Below are 17,650 nucleotides of genomic sequence, written 5' to 3' on the forward strand. Positions count from 1 at the left end.
TCTACTCTCCAGTTTTGGACGCTCCACGATACTTTGTCGCGAAGTCGGGAATTAGCTGCTGCTTTGTCCGCTTATGCGGATTACAGAAAATGCTTTGAGATGATAATGAAAAGACACACTTTTTACAAGCTTAATAGCCGCTATTATCGCGGTATTTCTATTTCGATCAGACATAAAAAAACCCAGCCGAAGCTGGGTTTTGCCACAATAAATGAAGACAAATTAACGCTTCGAGAACTGTGGACGTTTACGTGCTTTATGCAAGCCGATTTTCTTACGTTCAACCTGACGAGCGTCACGAGTAACGTAACCTTCTTTACGTAGCGGACTACGTAGAGCTTCGTCGTACTGCATTAATGCACGGGTAATACCGTGACGAATTGCACCAGCCTGACCCGTAGTACCACCACCATTTACAGTGATGTACAAGTCAAACTTTTCAGTCATTTCAACTAACTCTAACGGCTGACGAACAACCATTTGAGCCGTTTCACGACCGAAGTATTCGTTCAGTTCACGGTTGTTAATTTTGATGTTGCCGCTACCAGGACGCAAAAATACGCGAGCCGTGGAGTTTTTGCGACGACCAGTACCGTAGTATTGATTATCTGCCATAGTGTTCTTGCTCCGTATTATATATCCAGTTGTTTAGGTTGTTGAGCAATATGGTTATGCTCAGTACCTGCGTACACTTTCAGTTTACGGAACATGGCACGACCCAATGGACCACGGGGTAACATACCTTTCACCGCTTTCTGAATGACCATCTCTGGTTTCTTAGCAATCAGTTTTTCAAAGCTGATTGATTTGATACCACCCGGAAATCCAGTGTGCGAGTAGTACATCTTGTCCTGAGCTTTGTTACCGGTAACGGCAACTTTCTCAGCGTTAATGACGACGATGTAGTCGCCGGTATCAACGTGAGGCGTGTACTCAGGCTTATGCTTGCCGCGTAAACGACGAGCGATTTCAGTAGCTAAACGACCTAAAGTTTTGCCTTCAGCGTCTACTACGTACCAGTCGCGTTTTACCGTTTCTGGCTTGGCTACAAATGTTTTCATTGTATAAAACCTACATTTTAAAAGTTCACGGACAGTAATTCCGGGCTTCCCCGCGAATCACAACAATAAAAAAATGATAAAAATCATTTAGTTATCTGCTGCGACCGCTGCATTACGTTAGGTAACACAACGGACTGTAACGTGGGCTGCGCGGATTATAGGAAAAATGCGGTTAAAGATCACGCATTTTCTGAAATTTATGCTTTATGTGCCATAGCGAGATATTCCTGACTCTGCATTTCCTGCAAGCGGCTGACGCAGCGACGGAACTCAAAAGTTAACTGGCCTTCGGTATAAAGCGATTCGATATCCACTTCTGCAGATAAAATCAGCTTCACCCGACGCTCATAAAACTCGTCCACCAATGCAATAAAACGTCTGGCGGTATCGTCTTTTCCCGCGCCCATTTGTTCGACATTACTGATCAGGACAGCGTGATAAATTCGCGCTATCTCCATGTAGTCGTTTTGGCTGCGGGCGGTTTTACAAATAGAAGTAAAATCAAAGAACACAACGTCGTCACACTCGGCTCTTACGTCAATATCCCGACCTTCGATATCAATACAGTCTGATTCGTACCGGTCTTTGCACTCCGGTGCCAGCTCTTTGAAATACTGCCATAAGTTTTTATCAGCCTGGTCATCCAGCGGTGAGTGAAAAATCTCAGCTCGTGTCAGTGTTCTTAAGCGGTAGTCGATACCACTGTCGACATTCACCACTTCACAGTGCCGCTTGATAAGTTTAATCGCCGGAATAAAACGCGCTCGTTGCAGGCCATTTTTATAAAGATCGTCCGGAATAATATTCGACGTGGCAACCAACACCACACCCCGCTCAAATAAATACTCAAACAGCTTACCCAGCAACATAGCATCGGTAATGTCCTGTACGAAAAACTCGTCAAAACAGACAATTAGTGCTTCATCGGCGATCTTGTCCGCCACAATACTCAAAGGGTCGCTCTGCTTATCCAGCAATTTTAATTCATTATGGACGCGATGCATAAAACGATGGAAGTGAATACGCCATTTACGTTCAACCGGAAGACTCTCAAAAAACGTATCAACCAAATAGGTTTTACCACGGCCCACACCACCCCAAAAATAAATTCCCTGAGGCCGTTCAGGCTCTTTGCTTAGAAGTTTTCGCCAAGCCGATAAGGTATGGTAATGGTGCCAGTCGATAAGCTCATCATGCAGTCTTTGCAAATGTTTAACGGCATTAAGCTGGGCTTCATCTTCCGAGAAGCTATTGTGTTCGATATCATACTGATAACGTTCTAATGGAGACATTTGCTGTTTGGACACTACCACTTCACCTCAGTTGGGATTATCCTAATAGGTAATATGTTATCATGAAGGTGAAGCGCAGCAATCATTCGAAGCTGTAGCAGCTTGTTCAGGAGTTAATTATGAGTTGGATTATTGGAGTTCTGTTGGTCATTGCCGGTGCAATCATTGGCTTTTTCGCAGCTCGTTACAGTCAGTCAAAAGGTCAGTCAGGCGACCTTGAAGAGCAAGTTCAGCAAAGCCAACAGCGTTTAACCGACTACCAGCGAGAAGTTGCCGAACACTTTGCAACGGCCAATGCCATGGTAGAACAGCTGGCCGACACACAACAGCGTCTGCAAAGCTATCTGAGCCAAAGTGCCGAATTGCTTGAAAAAGGCGATGTTCAAAGCGACTTACCTTTTTTCGCTGAAGATACCCTTAAGCAGTTGCGCGTAGCCAACTCTCTGAACAAAGACCACCGCTCTGGTCGTGACAATTATAGTGCTAACGACATGCCTCGCGACTACACTGAAGGTTCCAGCGGCTTATTCTCAAATAGTTACGAAGAAAAATCGGAAAAAGAGTCCTCAAAAACATCTTGAAACACTTTTAGAGTGAACTCATATAACTAACAAGCGGTCTTAACTCGCAGACCGCTTGTTAGTGCTTTATTAAGGAGTCACTCAAACCATGAAACGAGTATTAGCTTTATTCAGTTTACTCTTTGTTTTTAGTTTTACCCCTATTACTTCGGCTCAGGCCGGGATCCCATTTTTTGGCAATGACGACGAACAACCTACTCTGGCACCTATGCTGGAAGAGGTTACACCTGCTGTTGTCAACATTTCCGTAAAAGGAAAGCGCGAGGTCAGACAACGACTACCGGATGCGCTTCGTTTTTTCTTCGGACCTAATGCACCGCGCGAACAAGTTCGCGAGCATCCATTTCAGGGGCTGGGTTCTGGCGTGATTATTGATGCCAAGAACGGTTATGTCGTCACAAATAACCATGTCATTGACGATGCAACTGAAATTCTGGTTACCCTAAAAGATGGCCGCGAGTTTGACGCCAAGGTTATCGGCACCGATAAACGCAGTGACGTTGCACTGCTGAAAATTGAAAATGGTGACAACCTTACCGCTATCGAACTCGGCCAGTCTTCAGACCTGCGTGTCGGCGACTTCGTGGTTGCTATTGGCAACCCCTTTGGTCTTGGACAAACGGTCACCTCGGGTATTGTGAGTGCATTAGGCCGTGGCGGGTTAGGTATCGAAGAATTAGAAAACTTTATACAAACCGATGCGGCGATCAACAGTGGTAACTCGGGTGGCGCACTGGTCACCTTAGACGGCAAATTAATTGGCATAAACACCGCAATACTTGGCCCCAATGGCGGTAACATTGGTATCGGTTTTGCCATTCCGTCAGACATGATGAATAACCTGGTTCAACAGCTTATTGAATTCGGTGAAGTTCGCAGAGGCGTTCTGGGTGTGCGTGGTAACGACCTGACCCATGATGTGGCTCAGGCACTGAACATTCCCGTTAATCGCGGGGCCTTTGTTTCTCAGGTAGTCCCCGGTAGCTCGGCAGCTGAGGCAGGTATTGAGTCTGGCGATGTCATCATATCGGTAAATAACCAGACCATTCGCTCATTCTCCGAGCTTGGAGCTATGGTTGGCTCAATAGGCTCCGGTAAGTCAATCGAACTTGGTATTATTCGCGACGGCGAGGAGCAGTCAATCAGCGTCATTTTAGGAGCGCAAGACACCTCAGTAACCGCCGCCTCTATCCACCCAGCTCTGGAAGGAGCGACTCTCGCCGCAGCTGATTCAGGCAAAGGTATAGAAGTATCTGAGCTTGAAGAGCGCTCACCTGCAGCCCGAATTGGCCTTGAAAAGGGCGATATTATTCAAGGTGTGAATCGGCAGGCAGTCAGTTCCATCGCTGAACTCAGAGCCGCCATTGAAGATAAGGCCGGCGTCATTGCGTTAAATATAAAACGCGACAACAGCTCACTCTTTATTGTGTTGCGCAACGCTAACTGAGATTGTGACAGACAGGTGGTATCAGTGCTATGCTGATACCACTTAATTTAATCGGAAACAGGTATGCAGCGACTCTCTTCAACCCTACGATTCTTGTTTCAGTCAGTCGGTTTAGGCTTGGTTGTTGCGGCCATTGTCATTATCAGTCAGCCGTTCTGGGGGCAGTCTGAGTCTTTAAGACAAACCAATTCCGAAGTTATTTCTTTTAACCAGGCCGTTCGTAAAGCCGCCCCTGCAGTGGTTAATATATACAGTATGGGCGAGATACAAGGTTCATACTACCAACCACAGTCATCTCGCGTCTGGCGCCTGGGCTCCGGCGTCATTATGGACTCTCAGGGTTACATTTTGACCGCTCACCATGTCGTTGATAATGTCGATCAAATTGAGGTCGCTTTACAGGACGGGCGTCGTTACGCCGCTCAGTTAATTGGCAGCGATCGATACACTGACCTGGCCGTACTTAAAATTGATGCCGACAACCTTCCCGTTATTCCGGTTCAGTCAACACGCCGCATTCAGGTTGGTGATATTGTTCTTGCGATAGGTAACCCCTACAACATCGGTCAGACAATAACTCAAGGAATCATCAGTGCCAGCGGAGGACGCGTAGGCGTCAGCAATTCCTACTCTGATTTAATTCAAATGGATGCTGTTATCAACCAAGGCGCATCTGGGGGGGCATTGGTAAATACCGCCGGCGAGCTAATAGGAATTAATAACGCCAGATACAACTCAGCTTTCGGTGATGGCGGCGAAGGGATTTATTTTGCAGTGCCCTATGAAAATGCACGCAAAGTGATGAAAACACTCATTCGTGAAGGCAAGGTGGTTCGTGGCTTCATTGGCATTAGCGTTAATCCGAACTTCAGCGAAGAGCAGTCTTTATCAGGGATCTTAATTACAGACGTTGAAGCGGGCGGCCCGGCAGCGGCTGCCGGTCTGCAACGTAATGATTTTTTGGTCGCTATTGACGGAGAGCCGGTTCGTTCAGCTCCCGAAGGGCTGGATAGAGTAGCCAATAGCGAGCCGGGTACGAAGTTAGAGGTAGAGTTTTACCGTGGCAACAAACGCATGACAACCACAGTAACCGTTGCCGAGTTACCTCGTTAAAAGCAGACGGCGACTAAGCCGTCACTCGCTCAATATCAGCACCTAAACCTTGTAGTTTCTTTTCAATGCCCTCATAACCACGGTCGATATGATAAATACGCTCGACGACCGTTTCCCCCGTAGCTACCAGGCCTGCGATAACTAACGATGCCGAAGCGCGTAAATCAGTACACATAACTTCAGCGCCGGTTAGTTCTTCTACACCATGGCATAAGGCGGTATTGCCTTCCGACTCTACATTTGCACCCATACGCCTTAGCTCAGGAATGTGCATAAACCGATTTTCAAAAATCGTTTCACGAATACCTGCGGTGCCCTCTGCAATTGCATTTAATGCACAAAACTGGGCTTGCATATCAGTCGGAAAAGCAGGATGAGGCGCGGTAATAATATTCACCGCTTTGGGGCGTCCCTGGCTTTTAAGCGTGATCCAGTCTTCACCTTTTTCGACCTCAGCGCCAGCTTCTTCCAGTTTTTTCAGTACAGCATCCAGACTGGCAGGGTCAGTTTTTTCGCACCGCAGAGAACCGCCCGTTGCCAATGCAGCAACCAAAAAGGTACCGGTTTCGATACGGTCGGGCATGACGCTGTATTCTCCGCCATGCAGTTTTTCCACGCCAGTAATATGAATGGTATCGCAACCAGCGTCGCGCACATTCGCTCCCAGGCTGTTCAGAAAGTTTGCTAAGTCAATAACCTCAGGCTCGCGAGCAGCGTTCTCAATTACCGTTTCACCTTCTGCCAATACAGCCGCCATCATCAGATTTTCAGTACCAGTAACACTGACGGTATCTAATAAAATTTCCGCGCCCTTCAAACGGCCTTCGACAGATGCCTTAATGTAGCCATTTTCAACATCAATGTGTGCCCCCATTTTGCGTAAACCTTCAATATGAAGATTAACCGGACGGGCTCCTATCGCGCAGCCTCCCGGAAGCGATACTTCGGCTTTTCCGGTTTTCGCCAATAGGGGCCCCAAAACCAGAATAGACGCCCGCATCGTTTTTACTAAGTCATAAGGCGCTTTAAAATGATTAAGTGTGGTTGGGTCGATAGTCACACTGTTATCGTTCAGGCTGCTGTGACAAATGCCAAGGCAGTCTAACAACTCCAAAGTTGTATCAACGTCATGTAAATCGGGAACATTGGATAACATGACTTTATCAGAAGGCAAAAGCGACGCCATTAGGATAGGCAAAGCCGCGTTTTTTGCACCGGAGATTTTGACCGAACCGGACAGAGGCTGCCCACCCCGTATTTTAAATTTATCCATCAACTAACCAACAACCTTATGGCATCATTAATTTTTTATCACGCGCCCAGTCTTCAGGCGTGTAAGCTTTAATTGAAACTGCGTGAATAGAGCCATCCGCAATCAAGGGGTTTAGTGGTCCATAAACAGCTTGCTGACGCTTAACCCGGCTCATGTCTTTAAAGTCTTCACTGACAGCGATAATTTCAACATTAGCACCTTCGGCTTTGACCAGTAACTCTTCCAGTGAAAGTGCCTCGTTAAGCAAAGTTTTTAATTCTTCAGTATTCATTTTTATCTGCCGTTAGCTTAAAAGTGAGTAATGTCGCCTAGCTTAACGAAAGCAACGACTCGACGCCACTAACCCGGGCAATTTGTTTCAACTGTTCAGAAGCCCCAATACACGTCAGAGGCCCTTTACCATCACCTACTAACTTAAGAATCTCAAGTAAGAAGGCAACCCCGGCTGTATCGATGACATCCACATCCGTTAAATCAACTTTCGTTTCCGGGCCAATGGACCAAACTTTTCGCTGAGACCAGAGTTTGGCAACACTATGGCGAGTCAATGAGCCGCTAAAAACCAGCGTTTTATCACTACTCACTTTAACTGATGTCAGGCCTGTCTGCTGAGCGCTCATTAAATTCCCTCTGTCGGATTTTTAACTTCGTCATCGGCCTTAATAGGTTCAGCAGCTTTCTTCTCAATCAGCTCTATTGTCTTATCTATGCCATTAGCCCGAATAACCGATGAAATTTCGCTTTGCTTACTGTTAAGCAGACTCACACCTTCCACAACCAAGTCATAAGCTTTCCAAATTTCTTCATCCGAGTCATAGCGAATACGAAAGTCCATGCGAATTTCAGGACGCCCTTCTTCTTTTACCCGGGTGCGCACAATTGCAGTGCGCGCATCGTCGGCTAAATCATTGCTGGGCTCAAAGCTGACACGGTGCTTACTCTCATCGTATTGTGTGAATGCGCGCGCATAAGTCGCTACTAAATAGTCGTAAAATGCACGGTAGAAACGTTCTCGTTGCTCCTTCGTGGTATCACGCAGATAACGCCCCAACACTTTCTTAGAGGCATACAGACTGTCGACGTAAGGCATCATCTCATCTTCGACGATTTCCTTCAGATAGTTAGGATCCTCATCAATTTTGTCCCTATCGGATGCGATACGGTCAAAAGTTGTTTCAGCAACTTCTTTTAGTAATTCATGTGGATTCTCGTTTCGTATTAAATCAGCCGATGCCGATGCTACAAACAGGAGCATCGCCAACGTTGCTGTTAACCATTTATTTACTGCCATGTTGCTCTCCTTACAACCTAATCGTTACCCTGGCTAAACAAGAACTGGCCTATTAAATTCTCCAGTACAAGTGCAGATTTCGTGTCTGTAATCATGTCCCCGTCTTCCAGCATATCAACGCTGTCATCAATAAAGCCGGGTTCCAGTCCGAGATATTGCTCACCTAATAGACCAGAGGTTAGTACCGACAGGGTGCTGGTTTCAGAAAACTGGTCATACTCTTTACTGATAGTCATTTCAACGCGCGGCTCATAGTAGTCGCCCGATAGAGAAATATCGGTAACACGACCAACAACAACGCCCCCAACCTTGACCGGCGAGCGGACTTTCAGACTACCAACATTATCGAACTTAGCGTACAGGGTGTAGCTATCTCCCGATGTTGTCATAGTGCCGCTGGCTGCCCTTAATGCGATAAAGAACAAAGCCAAAATACCGACGACAACAAAAACGCCTACCCATAACTGTGTTTTTCTTGATTCCATGGTTATCCACCAAACATGATAGCTGTAAGAATAAAATCGAGTCCTAAGATTGCCAGCGATGCCGTCACTACAGTTGACGTTGTCGCGGCACTGATTCCCGCCGAGGTTGGCACTGCACGATAGCCCTTATACAAGGCTATCCAGGTAACAACAAAAGCAAATACGATTGACTTAATAATGCCGTTGAGTAAGTCGTCCTGCCAATCAACCGCTGACTGCATTACTGACCAAAAAGCTCCTTCATCAACGCCCAGCCAGCCAGAACCAACCAGGTAGCCACCATAAATACCAACAGCTGAAAACATCAGCGCCAGCAATGGCATACTGACTAAGCCGGCCCAAAAGCGCGGAGCAACAACACGACGCAGCGGATCAACCGCCATCATCTCCAGACTAGACAATTGCTCAGTTGCTTTCATCAAGCCGATTTCTGCTGTTAAAGCAGAACCGGCACGGCCGGCAAAAAGCAGCCCGGTGACAACAGGCCCCAACTCACGCAATAACGACAAAGCCACCATGGGCCCCAGACTCTGTTCAGCGCCATAATCAACCAAAATAGTATAGCCCTGAAGGCCTAGAACCATTCCTATAAACAAGCCGCTGACAATAACAATGAGCATTGATAGTACGCCGACAACGTACATTTGCTTCACAAACAACGGCCAGGACTTGCTCGGTTGAGGCTTGCCAATAATCGCGCTCATTAACATGGCCAAAGCGTATCCAATGCCCGCCAGACTGTCTAAGACTTGTCGCCCGATAGACTGTAAAAACTGGATCATGCCTCGCCCCTTAACAAGTCTGTCGTAAAGTCATCGTCCGAATAATGAAATGCTACCGGGCCGTCTGGCGCACCTTTTAAGAACTGCTGGATAATTGCGGTGTCGTTCTCCCGCAACTCGTCTGGCGTGCCCTGACCGACCACCTTTTTATCAGCAATGACGTAGGCATAATCAGCGATAGACAACACTTCTTTTACGTCATGGGACACAACAATAGATGTAAGCCCCAGTGATTCATTCAGAGATTTAATGAGTTTTACAATCACGGCCATAGAAATAGGATCCTGGCCCGCAAACGGCTCATCGTACAAAATAAGGTCGGGGTCTAAAGCTATAGCTCTTGCTAAAGCCGCTCGGCGAGCCATACCCCCCGATAACTCCGAAGGCATTAAATGACGGGCACCGCGCAGGCCTACGGCCTCAAGTTTCATTAATACAACGCTACGAATGAGCTCTTCCGGTAAGTCCGTATGTTCGCGCAGCGGAAACGCCACATTTTCGTAAACCGACATGTCGGTAAAAAGAGCGCCACTTTGAAACAACATGCTCATACGTTTTCGCAATTGGTACAGTGCATCGCGTTTTAACTTAGGAACTTCTTTACCGGCGACTTTAATGCTGCCACTGTCAGGCTTAAGCTGCCCGCCAATCAGACGCAGCAACGTCGTCTTGCCGATTCCGCTGGGGCCCATTACAGCAACCATTTTGCCTTTGGGAACAGTAAGCGACAAGCCGTCATAAACCCGGTGGCTTCCATGCGCAAACGTTAGATCCTTAAGTTCTACCAAATTTGTCACGACAATTTCCTGTTAGGAGTTTTCATGCCATTATTTTAGCGGCATTCGGCATAACCTGATACCGATAAAGTGTTGCAAATCTTATCAGCGAATCGATTCAATTTCTGTCAATTCATCGACAAGTTTCAGTAAATATTGTGCAAAGTCCTCACGTTCATGTACGCAGGCATCGCATAAGTTTAGCTGTTCAAACAAACGAGCACCATGAACAGCATAGAACAAGGTCTTACCGACTTTTTCGCCGGCGATACGTTCAAGTCGCTGCAAAGTAACAGCAACATGCTCTTTTAACGGCCCCAGCAGCTCAGGGTTGGTTGCAGCGGCCGCCAGCATGCCACTACCCAGGCGTGAACATTCGGCGTCAGTATCAAGGGCTGCTAGTAAGATACTTTTTAACTCCCCTTTTGGGTCATCGCTAAATTGTTGATGATAGGACTCACGTAAAGCTTCATACCTTTCAACTCGTCGTTTGAGCATAGCCTGTAATAAACAGTCTTTACTGTTGAAATGGTAAAGCAACCCACCTTTACTTATTCCTGTCACCTGGCTTAAAGCATCAAACGTCAGGTGTGCAGCCCCTTCTGCCGCGACCAGCTGGTCTGCCGCATCCAGAATGACTTCCCTGTTACTGGGTCGTCCTGCTCCTTTTTTCTCTACCATAACGTCTTCACTTTACCTAAAGTCACTTTATTAACCGTCTGGTTGGTATAGTAATTATTTTTACAATAAAATACAAGATTTACCTGAGTACGGTAGGCAGAGTTGTATTGAATGACGTATTATACAAGGCAAAAGCACAACGCCAGAGGCATGACAATGAAGCAAGTAACCCAGAATTTTCGGCTGCTGGGCGAACAGGTACTGGATATCGAAAAGAAAGCGATAGAAGGTTTATACCAGTATTTAGACGATAACTTTGACGCTGCCTGCCAAACGCTGTTTAACTGCAAAGGTCGGGTTATCGTTACCGGCATGGGAAAGTCCGGCCATATTGGCGGGAAAATAGCCGCAACACTTGCCTCTACCGGCACACCGGCTTTTTTTGTTCATCCGGGCGAAGCCAGTCACGGTGACCTCGGCATGGTGGCAGCCCAGGACGTGGTTATTGCCATATCAAACAGCGGCGAAACAGCCGAAGTACTGAACATTATTCCGGTCATAAAACGCCTTGGTGTTCCCTTAATATCAATGACCGGCAAACCGGACTCCACTCTGGCAAGACTTGCCGACACCCATGTTTGTATTGCTGTTGAGCAAGAGGCGTGCCCACTGGGCTTGGCGCCAACAGCCTCTACCACAGCAACTTTGGTTATGGGTGATGCATTTGCCGTCGCTCTGCTGAACGCCCGCGGCTTTACCGCCGATGATTTTGCCTTGTCTCACCCTGGTGGCTCTTTAGGCAAACGGTTGTTGCTTCGTCTGCACGATGTCATGCACACAGGCGACAGAGTTCCGATGATTCCGGCTGACGCTATTATCAGTGATGCCTTATTAGAAATGTCGCGCAAAGGCCTGGGCATGACCGCTGTAGTGGATGAAAATAATCGCCTGGCAGGCATCTTTACAGACGGTGACTTGCGCCGCATTCTGGATAATCGGGTGGATGTCCACAAAACACCAATAGCCGATGTTATGACCCGCTCCTGTACGACCGCTAATGCAGATATGCTGGCCGCAGAAGCATTAAAACTGATGCAGGACCGCAAAATTAACGGGCTTATCATCACTAATGATGATGGTCAGCCGTGTGGAGCGATGAATATGCATGACTTACTACAGGCGGGAGTACTCTAATGGAGTGTATTAATACTTGGTACGGTGATATTGATAAAAGCCTGTTTAGCCGTTTTTCCGAAATTAAGTTACTGGTACTGGATGTGGACGGCGTTTTTTCTGACGGTCGAATCTATTTAGGCAACGACGGTGAGGAACTCAAGGCATTTCATACCCGTGATGGATTTGGCATGAAAGCGTTAAAGAAGTCCGGTGTTGAGACCGCGGTCATAACCGGCAGAACCTCACGCATTGTCGAGCACCGCATGGAACATTTAGATGTTGGTCACATTTATCAGGGCCAGAACGACAAAACAGCAGCTTTTAATGAGCTGCTGAAGAAGTTGGATTTGAGCACCGAACAAGTCGCCTATGTGGGAGATGATACCCCCGACTTAGCTCTGATTAAGGTAGCCGGCCTGGGTATTGCAGTACAGGATGCTCACGCGTCGGTGCAGCAGCAAGCCGATTATATTACCCGTTGTCACGGTGGATACGGAGCGGTACGCGAAGTCTGCGATCTCATCATGCTCAGTCAGGGCCAACTGCACCTAGCAACAGGAGCCAGTGTGTGAGCCGACGAGTTACTGTCATTCTTATTCTGCTATTCGGTGCCGGGCTTTTGCTTGTCTGGCGCCCTTTTGGTGATGATGCAGACGACAATAATGCCACCGCAACCCGCATGATGCGACCAGATTTCACTGCTTTTGGTCTGGAAACCCGCATTTTTGAGAGTGACGGCTTACTCGCACATAAAATCAAGTCAGAGAAGATGTCGCATTATAATCAAATAGGCTTAACCGAACTCGAGCAGCCTACGTACACTGTCTTCTCAGAACAAGGTGACGAAATTTGGGAGGTTAGCTCTGCACAGGGGACTTTCTACGATGATCAAACTCTTATTTTAGAGCGCGATGTTGAAATCCTTGCGTTAGAGCCTGATACTCGAATTAAACAAGTGTTAACCGAGTACCTGATTGTTGATTTGAAAAATCAATCAATGAGCACCGAACACCCGGTGAGCATTCACGGACCCCGGCTATTAATTCGTGGTAACGGAATGAGTGCTGACCTGAAAGCTGAACGAATGGAGCTAAAAAGACATGTTAAAACGATTTTCCAGCCTGCTGAGTAGTCTTACTCTTATTGCCTTGGTGCCTTGTGCAGTTATGGCTCAGGGTAAGTCCGATTTTAGTCAGCCTATGGAGGTAGAGTCGAGCCAGGAAGAGCTGGACATTAAAAACAACCGGCTAGTTTTAACTGACAATGTCATTATTCGTCAGGGGTCGTTATTAATCCGAGCAGACAGACTTGAAGCCTCGGCCAGCGAGAATGCAGAACAAGCCGATACTTTTGTTGCAGAAGGCACTCCTGCTACTTACAGCCAGACTCTGGATGATGGCAATAAGATAAACGCAGAGGCCAACAAAATTACCTATTTTCAATCGGAGCAGCGCCTGGAGCTTAGCGGAAAAGCCCGTATTTCTCAGGGTAGCAGCAGTTCCAGTGGTGATCTCATCACCTATGATTTAGACAAACAAACCATAACCGCGACCAGTTCCGGTGAAGAAGACAGTCGCGTCATCACCATTTTTACGCCAAAGGCAAAAACTGACTCCAACGAGAAAAATAACGAGAACCCTTAATATGGCAACCTTACGAGTTAAACACTTAGCCAAAAGCTATAAAAGTCGCCAGGTTGTTAAAGACGTTAGCCTGGAGGTGAGCCAGGGACAGGTTATTGGATTATTAGGGCCGAATGGAGCCGGTAAAACAACCACCTTTTATATGATTGTCGGACTGGTTAACAGCGATAAAGGCCAGATTTTACTGGATGATAACGACCTCACTTTACTGCCAATGCATGAGCGGGCGCGCAGAGGTATTGGTTACCTGCCACAGGAAGCTTCTATTTTCAGAAAGCTCACCGTACGTGACAACCTGATGGCCATTTTAGAAACCCGCAAAGCGTTATCAGACAACGACAGAGAAGAACAGCTCGATGCCTTACTCGAAGAGTTTAATATTGGGCACATTGCCAACAGCCAGGGAATGAGTCTGTCAGGCGGTGAGCGCCGACGGGTTGAAATAGCCAGGGCCCTGGCAGCAGAGCCCACTTTTATTCTTTTAGATGAGCCTTTCGCTGGTGTCGACCCCATATCCGTCATTGATATCAAAAAAATCATTGAGCATTTAAAGCAACGCGGTATTGGCGTATTGATTACCGACCATAATGTTCGTGAAACCCTATCGGTTTGTGAACACGCCTATATCGTTAGTCATGGCGAACTTATTGCCAGTGGGGATGCAGAAAGTATATTATCGAATCAACAGGTTAAAGACGTTTACCTCGGTGAGCAGTTCACCTTATAACGTGAAACCGGGACAGTCATTATGAAGCAAAGTCTGCAGCTAAAAATTGGTCAGCATCTGACCATGACGCCACAACTTCAACAGGCCATTCGCCTGCTGCAGCTTTCCTCGCTCGATCTTCAGGCTGAAATTCAGGATGCACTGGACAGTAATCCTCTATTAGAAGTTGAAGGCGATGCCAGCAACGAAGCTGACAATTCCGAAACCCGAAATATCGAAGAGCGGGATGACAGTCAGCGAGAAACCTCAGACGTTATAAAAACTCAGGAAATGCCGGACGAGTTACCGGTAGACAGCAGTTGGGATGACACCTACTCCAGCCAGACACCGGTTAATGGGGCCGCGTCCTCTGGTAAGTCTTTTGACGGTGACTTTGAAGTTTACCAGGGCTCGACCAGTGAGTCGTTGCAAGATCACTTACTTTGGCAAATGCAGCTTTCCCACTTTTCTGAGGAAGACACCGCCATAGCTGAAGCCATTATCGAAGCCATAGACGACAACGGCTATCTAATGGCCGATGTTGATGAGATTATTGAAGCGGTGCGCCTTCCGGAAGTGGAAACAGAAGAAGTTTGTATGGTGCTTAAACGCATTCAGCACTTCGACCCAATAGGTGTGGGAGCACGCAGTGTCAGCGAATGCCTTGCCATCCAATTGCGGCAACTAAGCGACGACACTGAGTACAAAGAAATTGCTCTATGTTTAGTGACTGAACATATGGATTTACTGGGCAGCCGGGATTTTCGCACCATTCAGCGTAAATTAAAGCTCTCGGAAGACGACTTGCGTCAGACCATGCGCTTGATTCAGCAGTTGCACCCCCACCCGGGTGAGCAAGTTGCACAACAACCCGTTGAATATGTCATTCCTGATGTCGCTGTGACAAAAAAAAATGGGCGTTGGATGGTCGAATTGAACCCCGACAGCGTACCTAAATTAAAGGTCAATGAAGAATACGCGGCCTTGAGTAAAGCAGCTAAGTCAGTAGCAGACAGCCAGTACATAAAAAACCACACGCAGGAAGCGCGTTGGTTTATAAAAAGCCTGGAAAGTCGCAATGACACGTTGCTAAAAGTTGCCAACTGCATAGTGCAACGCCAACAAGGCTTTTTTGAGCATGGCGAAGAAGCCATGAAGCCTATGGTTTTAAACGATGTCGCCGAAGCGGTGGATATGCACGAAAGCACCATTTCGCGGGTGACAACACAGAAATACTTACACTGTCCGCGGGGCGTGTTTGAGTTAAAATACTTTTTCTCAAGTCATGTCAGTACTGAGGGCGGTGGTGAGTGTTCAAGCACTGCAATACGTGCTTTAATTAAGAAGATGGTCGCTGCAGAAAACCGCAGTAAACCGTTAAGTGACAGCAAAATTGCTGAACTGATAGCTGAACAAGGTATCCAAGTAGCAAGGAGGACAATTGCGAAGTATCGGGAATCGTTAAACATTCCATCATCGAGCCAACGCAAAAGTCTTTTGTAACTTTGTTAACTGCAAGAAGGAAGACGTTATGCAAATTAATTTGACCGGTCACCACATCGATATTACTGAAGCTTTACGTGACTACGTAGACACAAAATTTGCCAAGCTGGAACGACATTTTGACCACATTACTAATGTTCACGTCATCCTAAATGTTGAAAAAACGATTCAAAAAGCGGAAGCTACGCTGCACGTGAATGGCGGTGAAATTTTTGCCGACGCAAAACACGACGATATGTACGCGGCCATCGACGGTTTAATCAATAAGCTAGACCGTCAGGTGATTAAACACAAAGAAAAAATGAAACAACATTAATCCATGCAACTGAGTGAATTGTTAAGCCCCGACTGCACCAAGTGTGCAGTCGAGGGCGCAAGTAAAAAAAGACTGCTTGAAACCATTAGTCAAATCGTAGCTCCTAAGTTGTCCGGCATTACCCGCCATGACATTTTTGAGAGCCTATTGAACCGTGAGCGTTTGGGCAGTACGGGAATTGGCTTAGGTATCGCAATTCCTCATGGCCGATTACCCAATGCTAACCACCCGGTTGCGGTATTACTCACGCTAGATGAGCCGATTGAGTTTGACTCTATCGACAACCAACCCGTCGATATTATATTCGCGCTTCTGGTACCAGAATCCGAACACGAAAACCATCTGCAGACTTTAGCTTCTGTCGCTCGCCGTATGAATGACAAAGACTGCACACGTGCATTACGCCAGGCTGACTCCGACAAAGACTTATACCAATTATTTATTGGCAAAGGTGAGCAGTCGCCATGCAACTGATCATTGTTAGTGGTCGTTCCGGTTCAGGTAAAACCATCGCGTTGCGGGTCCTTGAGGATTTAGGTTTTTACTGCGTTGATAATTTACCAATTAGCCTGCTACCCACGTTAGTCCATGCTGTTATCGAGCAATACCAGAAAATTGCCATTAGCATTGATGTTCGTAACTTACCCGAGCACTCCGAAGAACTGCTGGACTCACTCAACTTTTTGCCTAAAGGCGTAGAGCCCGAAATTCTGTTCATTGATGCAGACGACAACACCTTATTAAAACGTTTCGGTGAAACCCGGCGACTACACCCGCTCTCGCAAAAAGAACTTCCTTTACTGGAAGCGCTGCAGACCGAGCATAAAATGCTTGAGCCTATTATGGAACGTGCCACCTGGCGTCTGGACAGTAGCGATCTATCGCTGCACCAACTGAGCGAACAGGTTACTGAGCGTGTACTTGGTCGCGCAGATAAAAAACTCATTATTGTCTTTCAGTCATTTGGCTTTAAATATGGCTTACCCAAAGACGCCGACTTTGTTTTTGACGCACGAATTTTACCGAACCCACACTGGCAACCTGAGCTAAAGTTGTTAACGGGGTTGGATACCGATGTCCAACTCTTCTTCCGCCAACAGCCTTTAGTCACTAAGTTTATCTATCAGCTGGAAAACTTTCTCGACACCTGGTTACCGCATTTTCAGCGCAGCAATCGAAGTTATCTGACTATTGCCACCGGCTGCACTGGTGGTCAGCACCGTTCAGTTTATATCTCTCAGCAGCTAGCCGAGCGCTTTGAACAAAAAGACCTAAAGGTTCAGGTCAGACATCGGGAGTTAAAGCGAAATGGATAAAGTTTGCAGAGACCTGATTATTCGCAATAAACTGGGTCTGCATGCTCGCGCCGCAACCAAGTTGGCTCAATTAACACAAGAATTTGATTCAACCATAACGGTGCGACAAGGCGAACAATGCGTGAATGCCGCCAGTGTAATGTGCCTGATGCTACTGGCCAGTCAACAGGGCAAATCTGTTGAAGTGTGTGCTGAAGGAAAAGATGCACAAGCGGCGCTGGATGCTGTTAGTACGTTATTTGAAGATCGCTTCGAGGAAGACGAATAA

24 protein-coding genes are annotated in these 17,650 nt (G+C 46.9%); 13 read left to right on the forward strand and 11 right to left on the reverse strand.

The window, feature by feature from the left end:
* Nucleotides 1-222: 222 nt before the first annotated feature.
* The 3 genes from rpsI to zapE form a co-directional block, all read right to left on the reverse strand.
* Entirely contained in the window at nt 223-615 is a 393-nt protein-coding gene (gene rpsI / locus ACP7FG_RS04135) for a 30S ribosomal protein S9 (RefSeq protein WP_199494250.1), read from the reverse strand.
* Nucleotides 616-632: 17 nt separating this feature from the next.
* Entirely contained in the window at nt 633-1,061 is a 429-nt protein-coding gene (gene rplM, locus ACP7FG_RS04140) for a 50S ribosomal protein L13 (protein WP_054489830.1), read from the reverse strand.
* Between the two features lie 197 nt (nt 1,062-1,258).
* Complete coding sequence (zapE, locus tag ACP7FG_RS04145) at nt 1,259-2,353, reverse strand: cell division protein ZapE (protein WP_224797899.1); 1,095 nt, start codon at nt 2,351-2,353, stop codon at nt 1,259-1,261.
* A 119-nt stretch (nt 2,354-2,472) separates the two neighbouring features.
* Between zapE and ACP7FG_RS04150 the strand changes: the two genes are divergently transcribed.
* From ACP7FG_RS04150 to ACP7FG_RS04160, 3 genes are all read left to right on the forward strand, one after another.
* On the forward strand, nt 2,473-2,934 hold the full coding sequence (locus ACP7FG_RS04150; RefSeq protein WP_224797827.1) for a YhcB family protein: 462 nt from the start codon (nt 2,473-2,475) through the stop codon (nt 2,932-2,934).
* Between the two features lie 88 nt (nt 2,935-3,022).
* Nucleotides 3,023-4,381, forward strand: a complete 1,359-nt coding sequence (locus tag ACP7FG_RS04155) for a DegQ family serine endoprotease (RefSeq protein WP_439225606.1) — start codon at nt 3,023-3,025, stop codon at nt 4,379-4,381.
* Between the two features lie 63 nt (nt 4,382-4,444).
* Complete coding sequence (locus ACP7FG_RS04160; protein WP_439225607.1) at nt 4,445-5,494, forward strand: trypsin-like peptidase domain-containing protein; 1,050 nt, start codon at nt 4,445-4,447, stop codon at nt 5,492-5,494.
* A 13-nt stretch (nt 5,495-5,507) separates the two neighbouring features.
* Here the strand turns inward: ACP7FG_RS04160 and murA are convergent, their stop codons facing one another.
* The 8 genes from murA to ACP7FG_RS04200 all read right to left on the reverse strand — a co-directional run bounded on the left by murA (nt 5,508) and on the right by ACP7FG_RS04200 (nt 10,782).
* A complete protein-coding gene (gene murA, locus ACP7FG_RS04165) occupies nt 5,508-6,767 on the reverse strand; it encodes a UDP-N-acetylglucosamine 1-carboxyvinyltransferase (protein ID WP_439225608.1) in 1,260 nt (419 codons plus the stop codon).
* Nucleotides 6,768-6,783: 16 nt separating this feature from the next.
* A complete protein-coding gene (locus tag ACP7FG_RS04170) occupies nt 6,784-7,038 on the reverse strand; it encodes a BolA family protein (protein WP_199494255.1) in 255 nt (84 codons plus the stop codon).
* Between the two features lie 37 nt (nt 7,039-7,075).
* Nucleotides 7,076-7,387, reverse strand: a complete 312-nt coding sequence (locus ACP7FG_RS04175; protein WP_439225609.1) for an STAS domain-containing protein — start codon at nt 7,385-7,387, stop codon at nt 7,076-7,078.
* The gene (locus ACP7FG_RS04180) at nt 7,387-8,058 is read right to left on the reverse strand and encodes an MlaC/ttg2D family ABC transporter substrate-binding protein (RefSeq protein WP_439225610.1); all 672 of its coding nucleotides are present in this window, start codon (nt 8,056-8,058) and stop codon (nt 7,387-7,389) included. The genes ACP7FG_RS04175 and ACP7FG_RS04180 overlap by 1 nt, the downstream gene beginning before the upstream one ends.
* Before the next feature lie 17 nt (nt 8,059-8,075).
* Entirely contained in the window at nt 8,076-8,543 is a 468-nt protein-coding gene (mlaD, locus tag ACP7FG_RS04185) for an outer membrane lipid asymmetry maintenance protein MlaD (protein WP_439225611.1), read from the reverse strand.
* Between the two features lie 2 nt (nt 8,544-8,545).
* Entirely contained in the window at nt 8,546-9,322 is a 777-nt protein-coding gene (gene mlaE, locus ACP7FG_RS04190; protein WP_054489966.1) for a lipid asymmetry maintenance ABC transporter permease subunit MlaE, read from the reverse strand.
* On the reverse strand, nt 9,322-10,122 hold the full coding sequence (locus ACP7FG_RS04195) for an ATP-binding cassette domain-containing protein (RefSeq protein WP_224797822.1): 801 nt from the start codon (nt 10,120-10,122) through the stop codon (nt 9,322-9,324). Before ACP7FG_RS04195 ends, mlaE begins: the two co-directional genes overlap by 1 nt.
* An 84-nt stretch (nt 10,123-10,206) precedes the next feature.
* Entirely contained in the window at nt 10,207-10,782 is a 576-nt protein-coding gene (locus ACP7FG_RS04200; protein WP_224797821.1) for a TetR/AcrR family transcriptional regulator, read from the reverse strand.
* A gap of 156 nt (nt 10,783-10,938) precedes the next feature.
* Here ACP7FG_RS04200 and ACP7FG_RS04205 point away from each other — a divergent pair, with 156 nt between their 5' ends.
* From ACP7FG_RS04205 to ACP7FG_RS04250, 10 genes are read left to right on the forward strand one after another with little or no spacing between them, the layout of a single operon-like run.
* Nucleotides 10,939-11,916 (forward strand): KpsF/GutQ family sugar-phosphate isomerase, encoded by a 978-nt coding sequence (locus tag ACP7FG_RS04205; RefSeq protein WP_199494260.1) that lies wholly within the window; start codon nt 10,939-10,941, stop codon nt 11,914-11,916.
* Entirely contained in the window at nt 11,916-12,470 is a 555-nt protein-coding gene (gene kdsC, locus ACP7FG_RS04210) for a 3-deoxy-manno-octulosonate-8-phosphatase KdsC (RefSeq protein ID WP_439225612.1), read from the forward strand. Before ACP7FG_RS04205 ends, kdsC begins: the two co-directional genes overlap by 1 nt.
* Complete coding sequence (gene lptC / locus ACP7FG_RS04215) at nt 12,467-13,030, forward strand: LPS export ABC transporter periplasmic protein LptC (RefSeq protein WP_199494262.1); 564 nt, start codon at nt 12,467-12,469, stop codon at nt 13,028-13,030. The genes kdsC and lptC overlap by 4 nt, the downstream gene beginning before the upstream one ends.
* Complete coding sequence (lptA, locus tag ACP7FG_RS04220; protein ID WP_439225613.1) at nt 12,999-13,541, forward strand: lipopolysaccharide transport periplasmic protein LptA; 543 nt, start codon at nt 12,999-13,001, stop codon at nt 13,539-13,541. Before lptC ends, lptA begins: the two co-directional genes overlap by 32 nt.
* A gap of 1 nt (nt 13,542) precedes the next feature.
* Entirely contained in the window at nt 13,543-14,268 is a 726-nt protein-coding gene (gene lptB, locus ACP7FG_RS04225; RefSeq protein ID WP_054489801.1) for an LPS export ABC transporter ATP-binding protein, read from the forward strand.
* A 21-nt stretch (nt 14,269-14,289) separates the two neighbouring features.
* Nucleotides 14,290-15,750 carry an RNA polymerase factor sigma-54 gene (locus ACP7FG_RS04230; RefSeq protein WP_439225614.1) on the forward strand — a complete coding sequence of 487 codons (1,461 nt, stop codon included), beginning with the start codon at nt 14,290-14,292 and terminating at the stop codon, nt 15,748-15,750.
* A gap of 28 nt (nt 15,751-15,778) precedes the next feature.
* Nucleotides 15,779-16,066 (forward strand): ribosome hibernation promoting factor, encoded by a 288-nt coding sequence (gene hpf / locus ACP7FG_RS04235; protein WP_054489797.1) that lies wholly within the window; start codon nt 15,779-15,781, stop codon nt 16,064-16,066.
* Nucleotides 16,067-16,069: 3 nt separating this feature from the next.
* Nucleotides 16,070-16,540: a PTS IIA-like nitrogen regulatory protein PtsN gene (gene ptsN, locus ACP7FG_RS04240; protein WP_439225615.1), complete on the forward strand. Its 471-nt coding sequence runs from the start codon at nt 16,070-16,072 to the stop codon at nt 16,538-16,540.
* The gene (rapZ, locus tag ACP7FG_RS04245; protein ID WP_054489790.1) at nt 16,531-17,382 is read left to right on the forward strand and encodes an RNase adapter RapZ; all 852 of its coding nucleotides are present in this window, start codon (nt 16,531-16,533) and stop codon (nt 17,380-17,382) included. Before ptsN ends, rapZ begins: the two co-directional genes overlap by 10 nt.
* Entirely contained in the window at nt 17,375-17,650 is a 276-nt protein-coding gene (locus ACP7FG_RS04250; protein ID WP_199494764.1) for an HPr family phosphocarrier protein, read from the forward strand. The genes rapZ and ACP7FG_RS04250 overlap by 8 nt, the downstream gene beginning before the upstream one ends.

This window comes from Idiomarina sp. ST10R2A5 (genome assembly GCF_051842325.1).
Taxonomy (GTDB): Bacteria; Pseudomonadota; Gammaproteobacteria; order Enterobacterales; family Alteromonadaceae; genus Idiomarina; species Idiomarina abyssalis.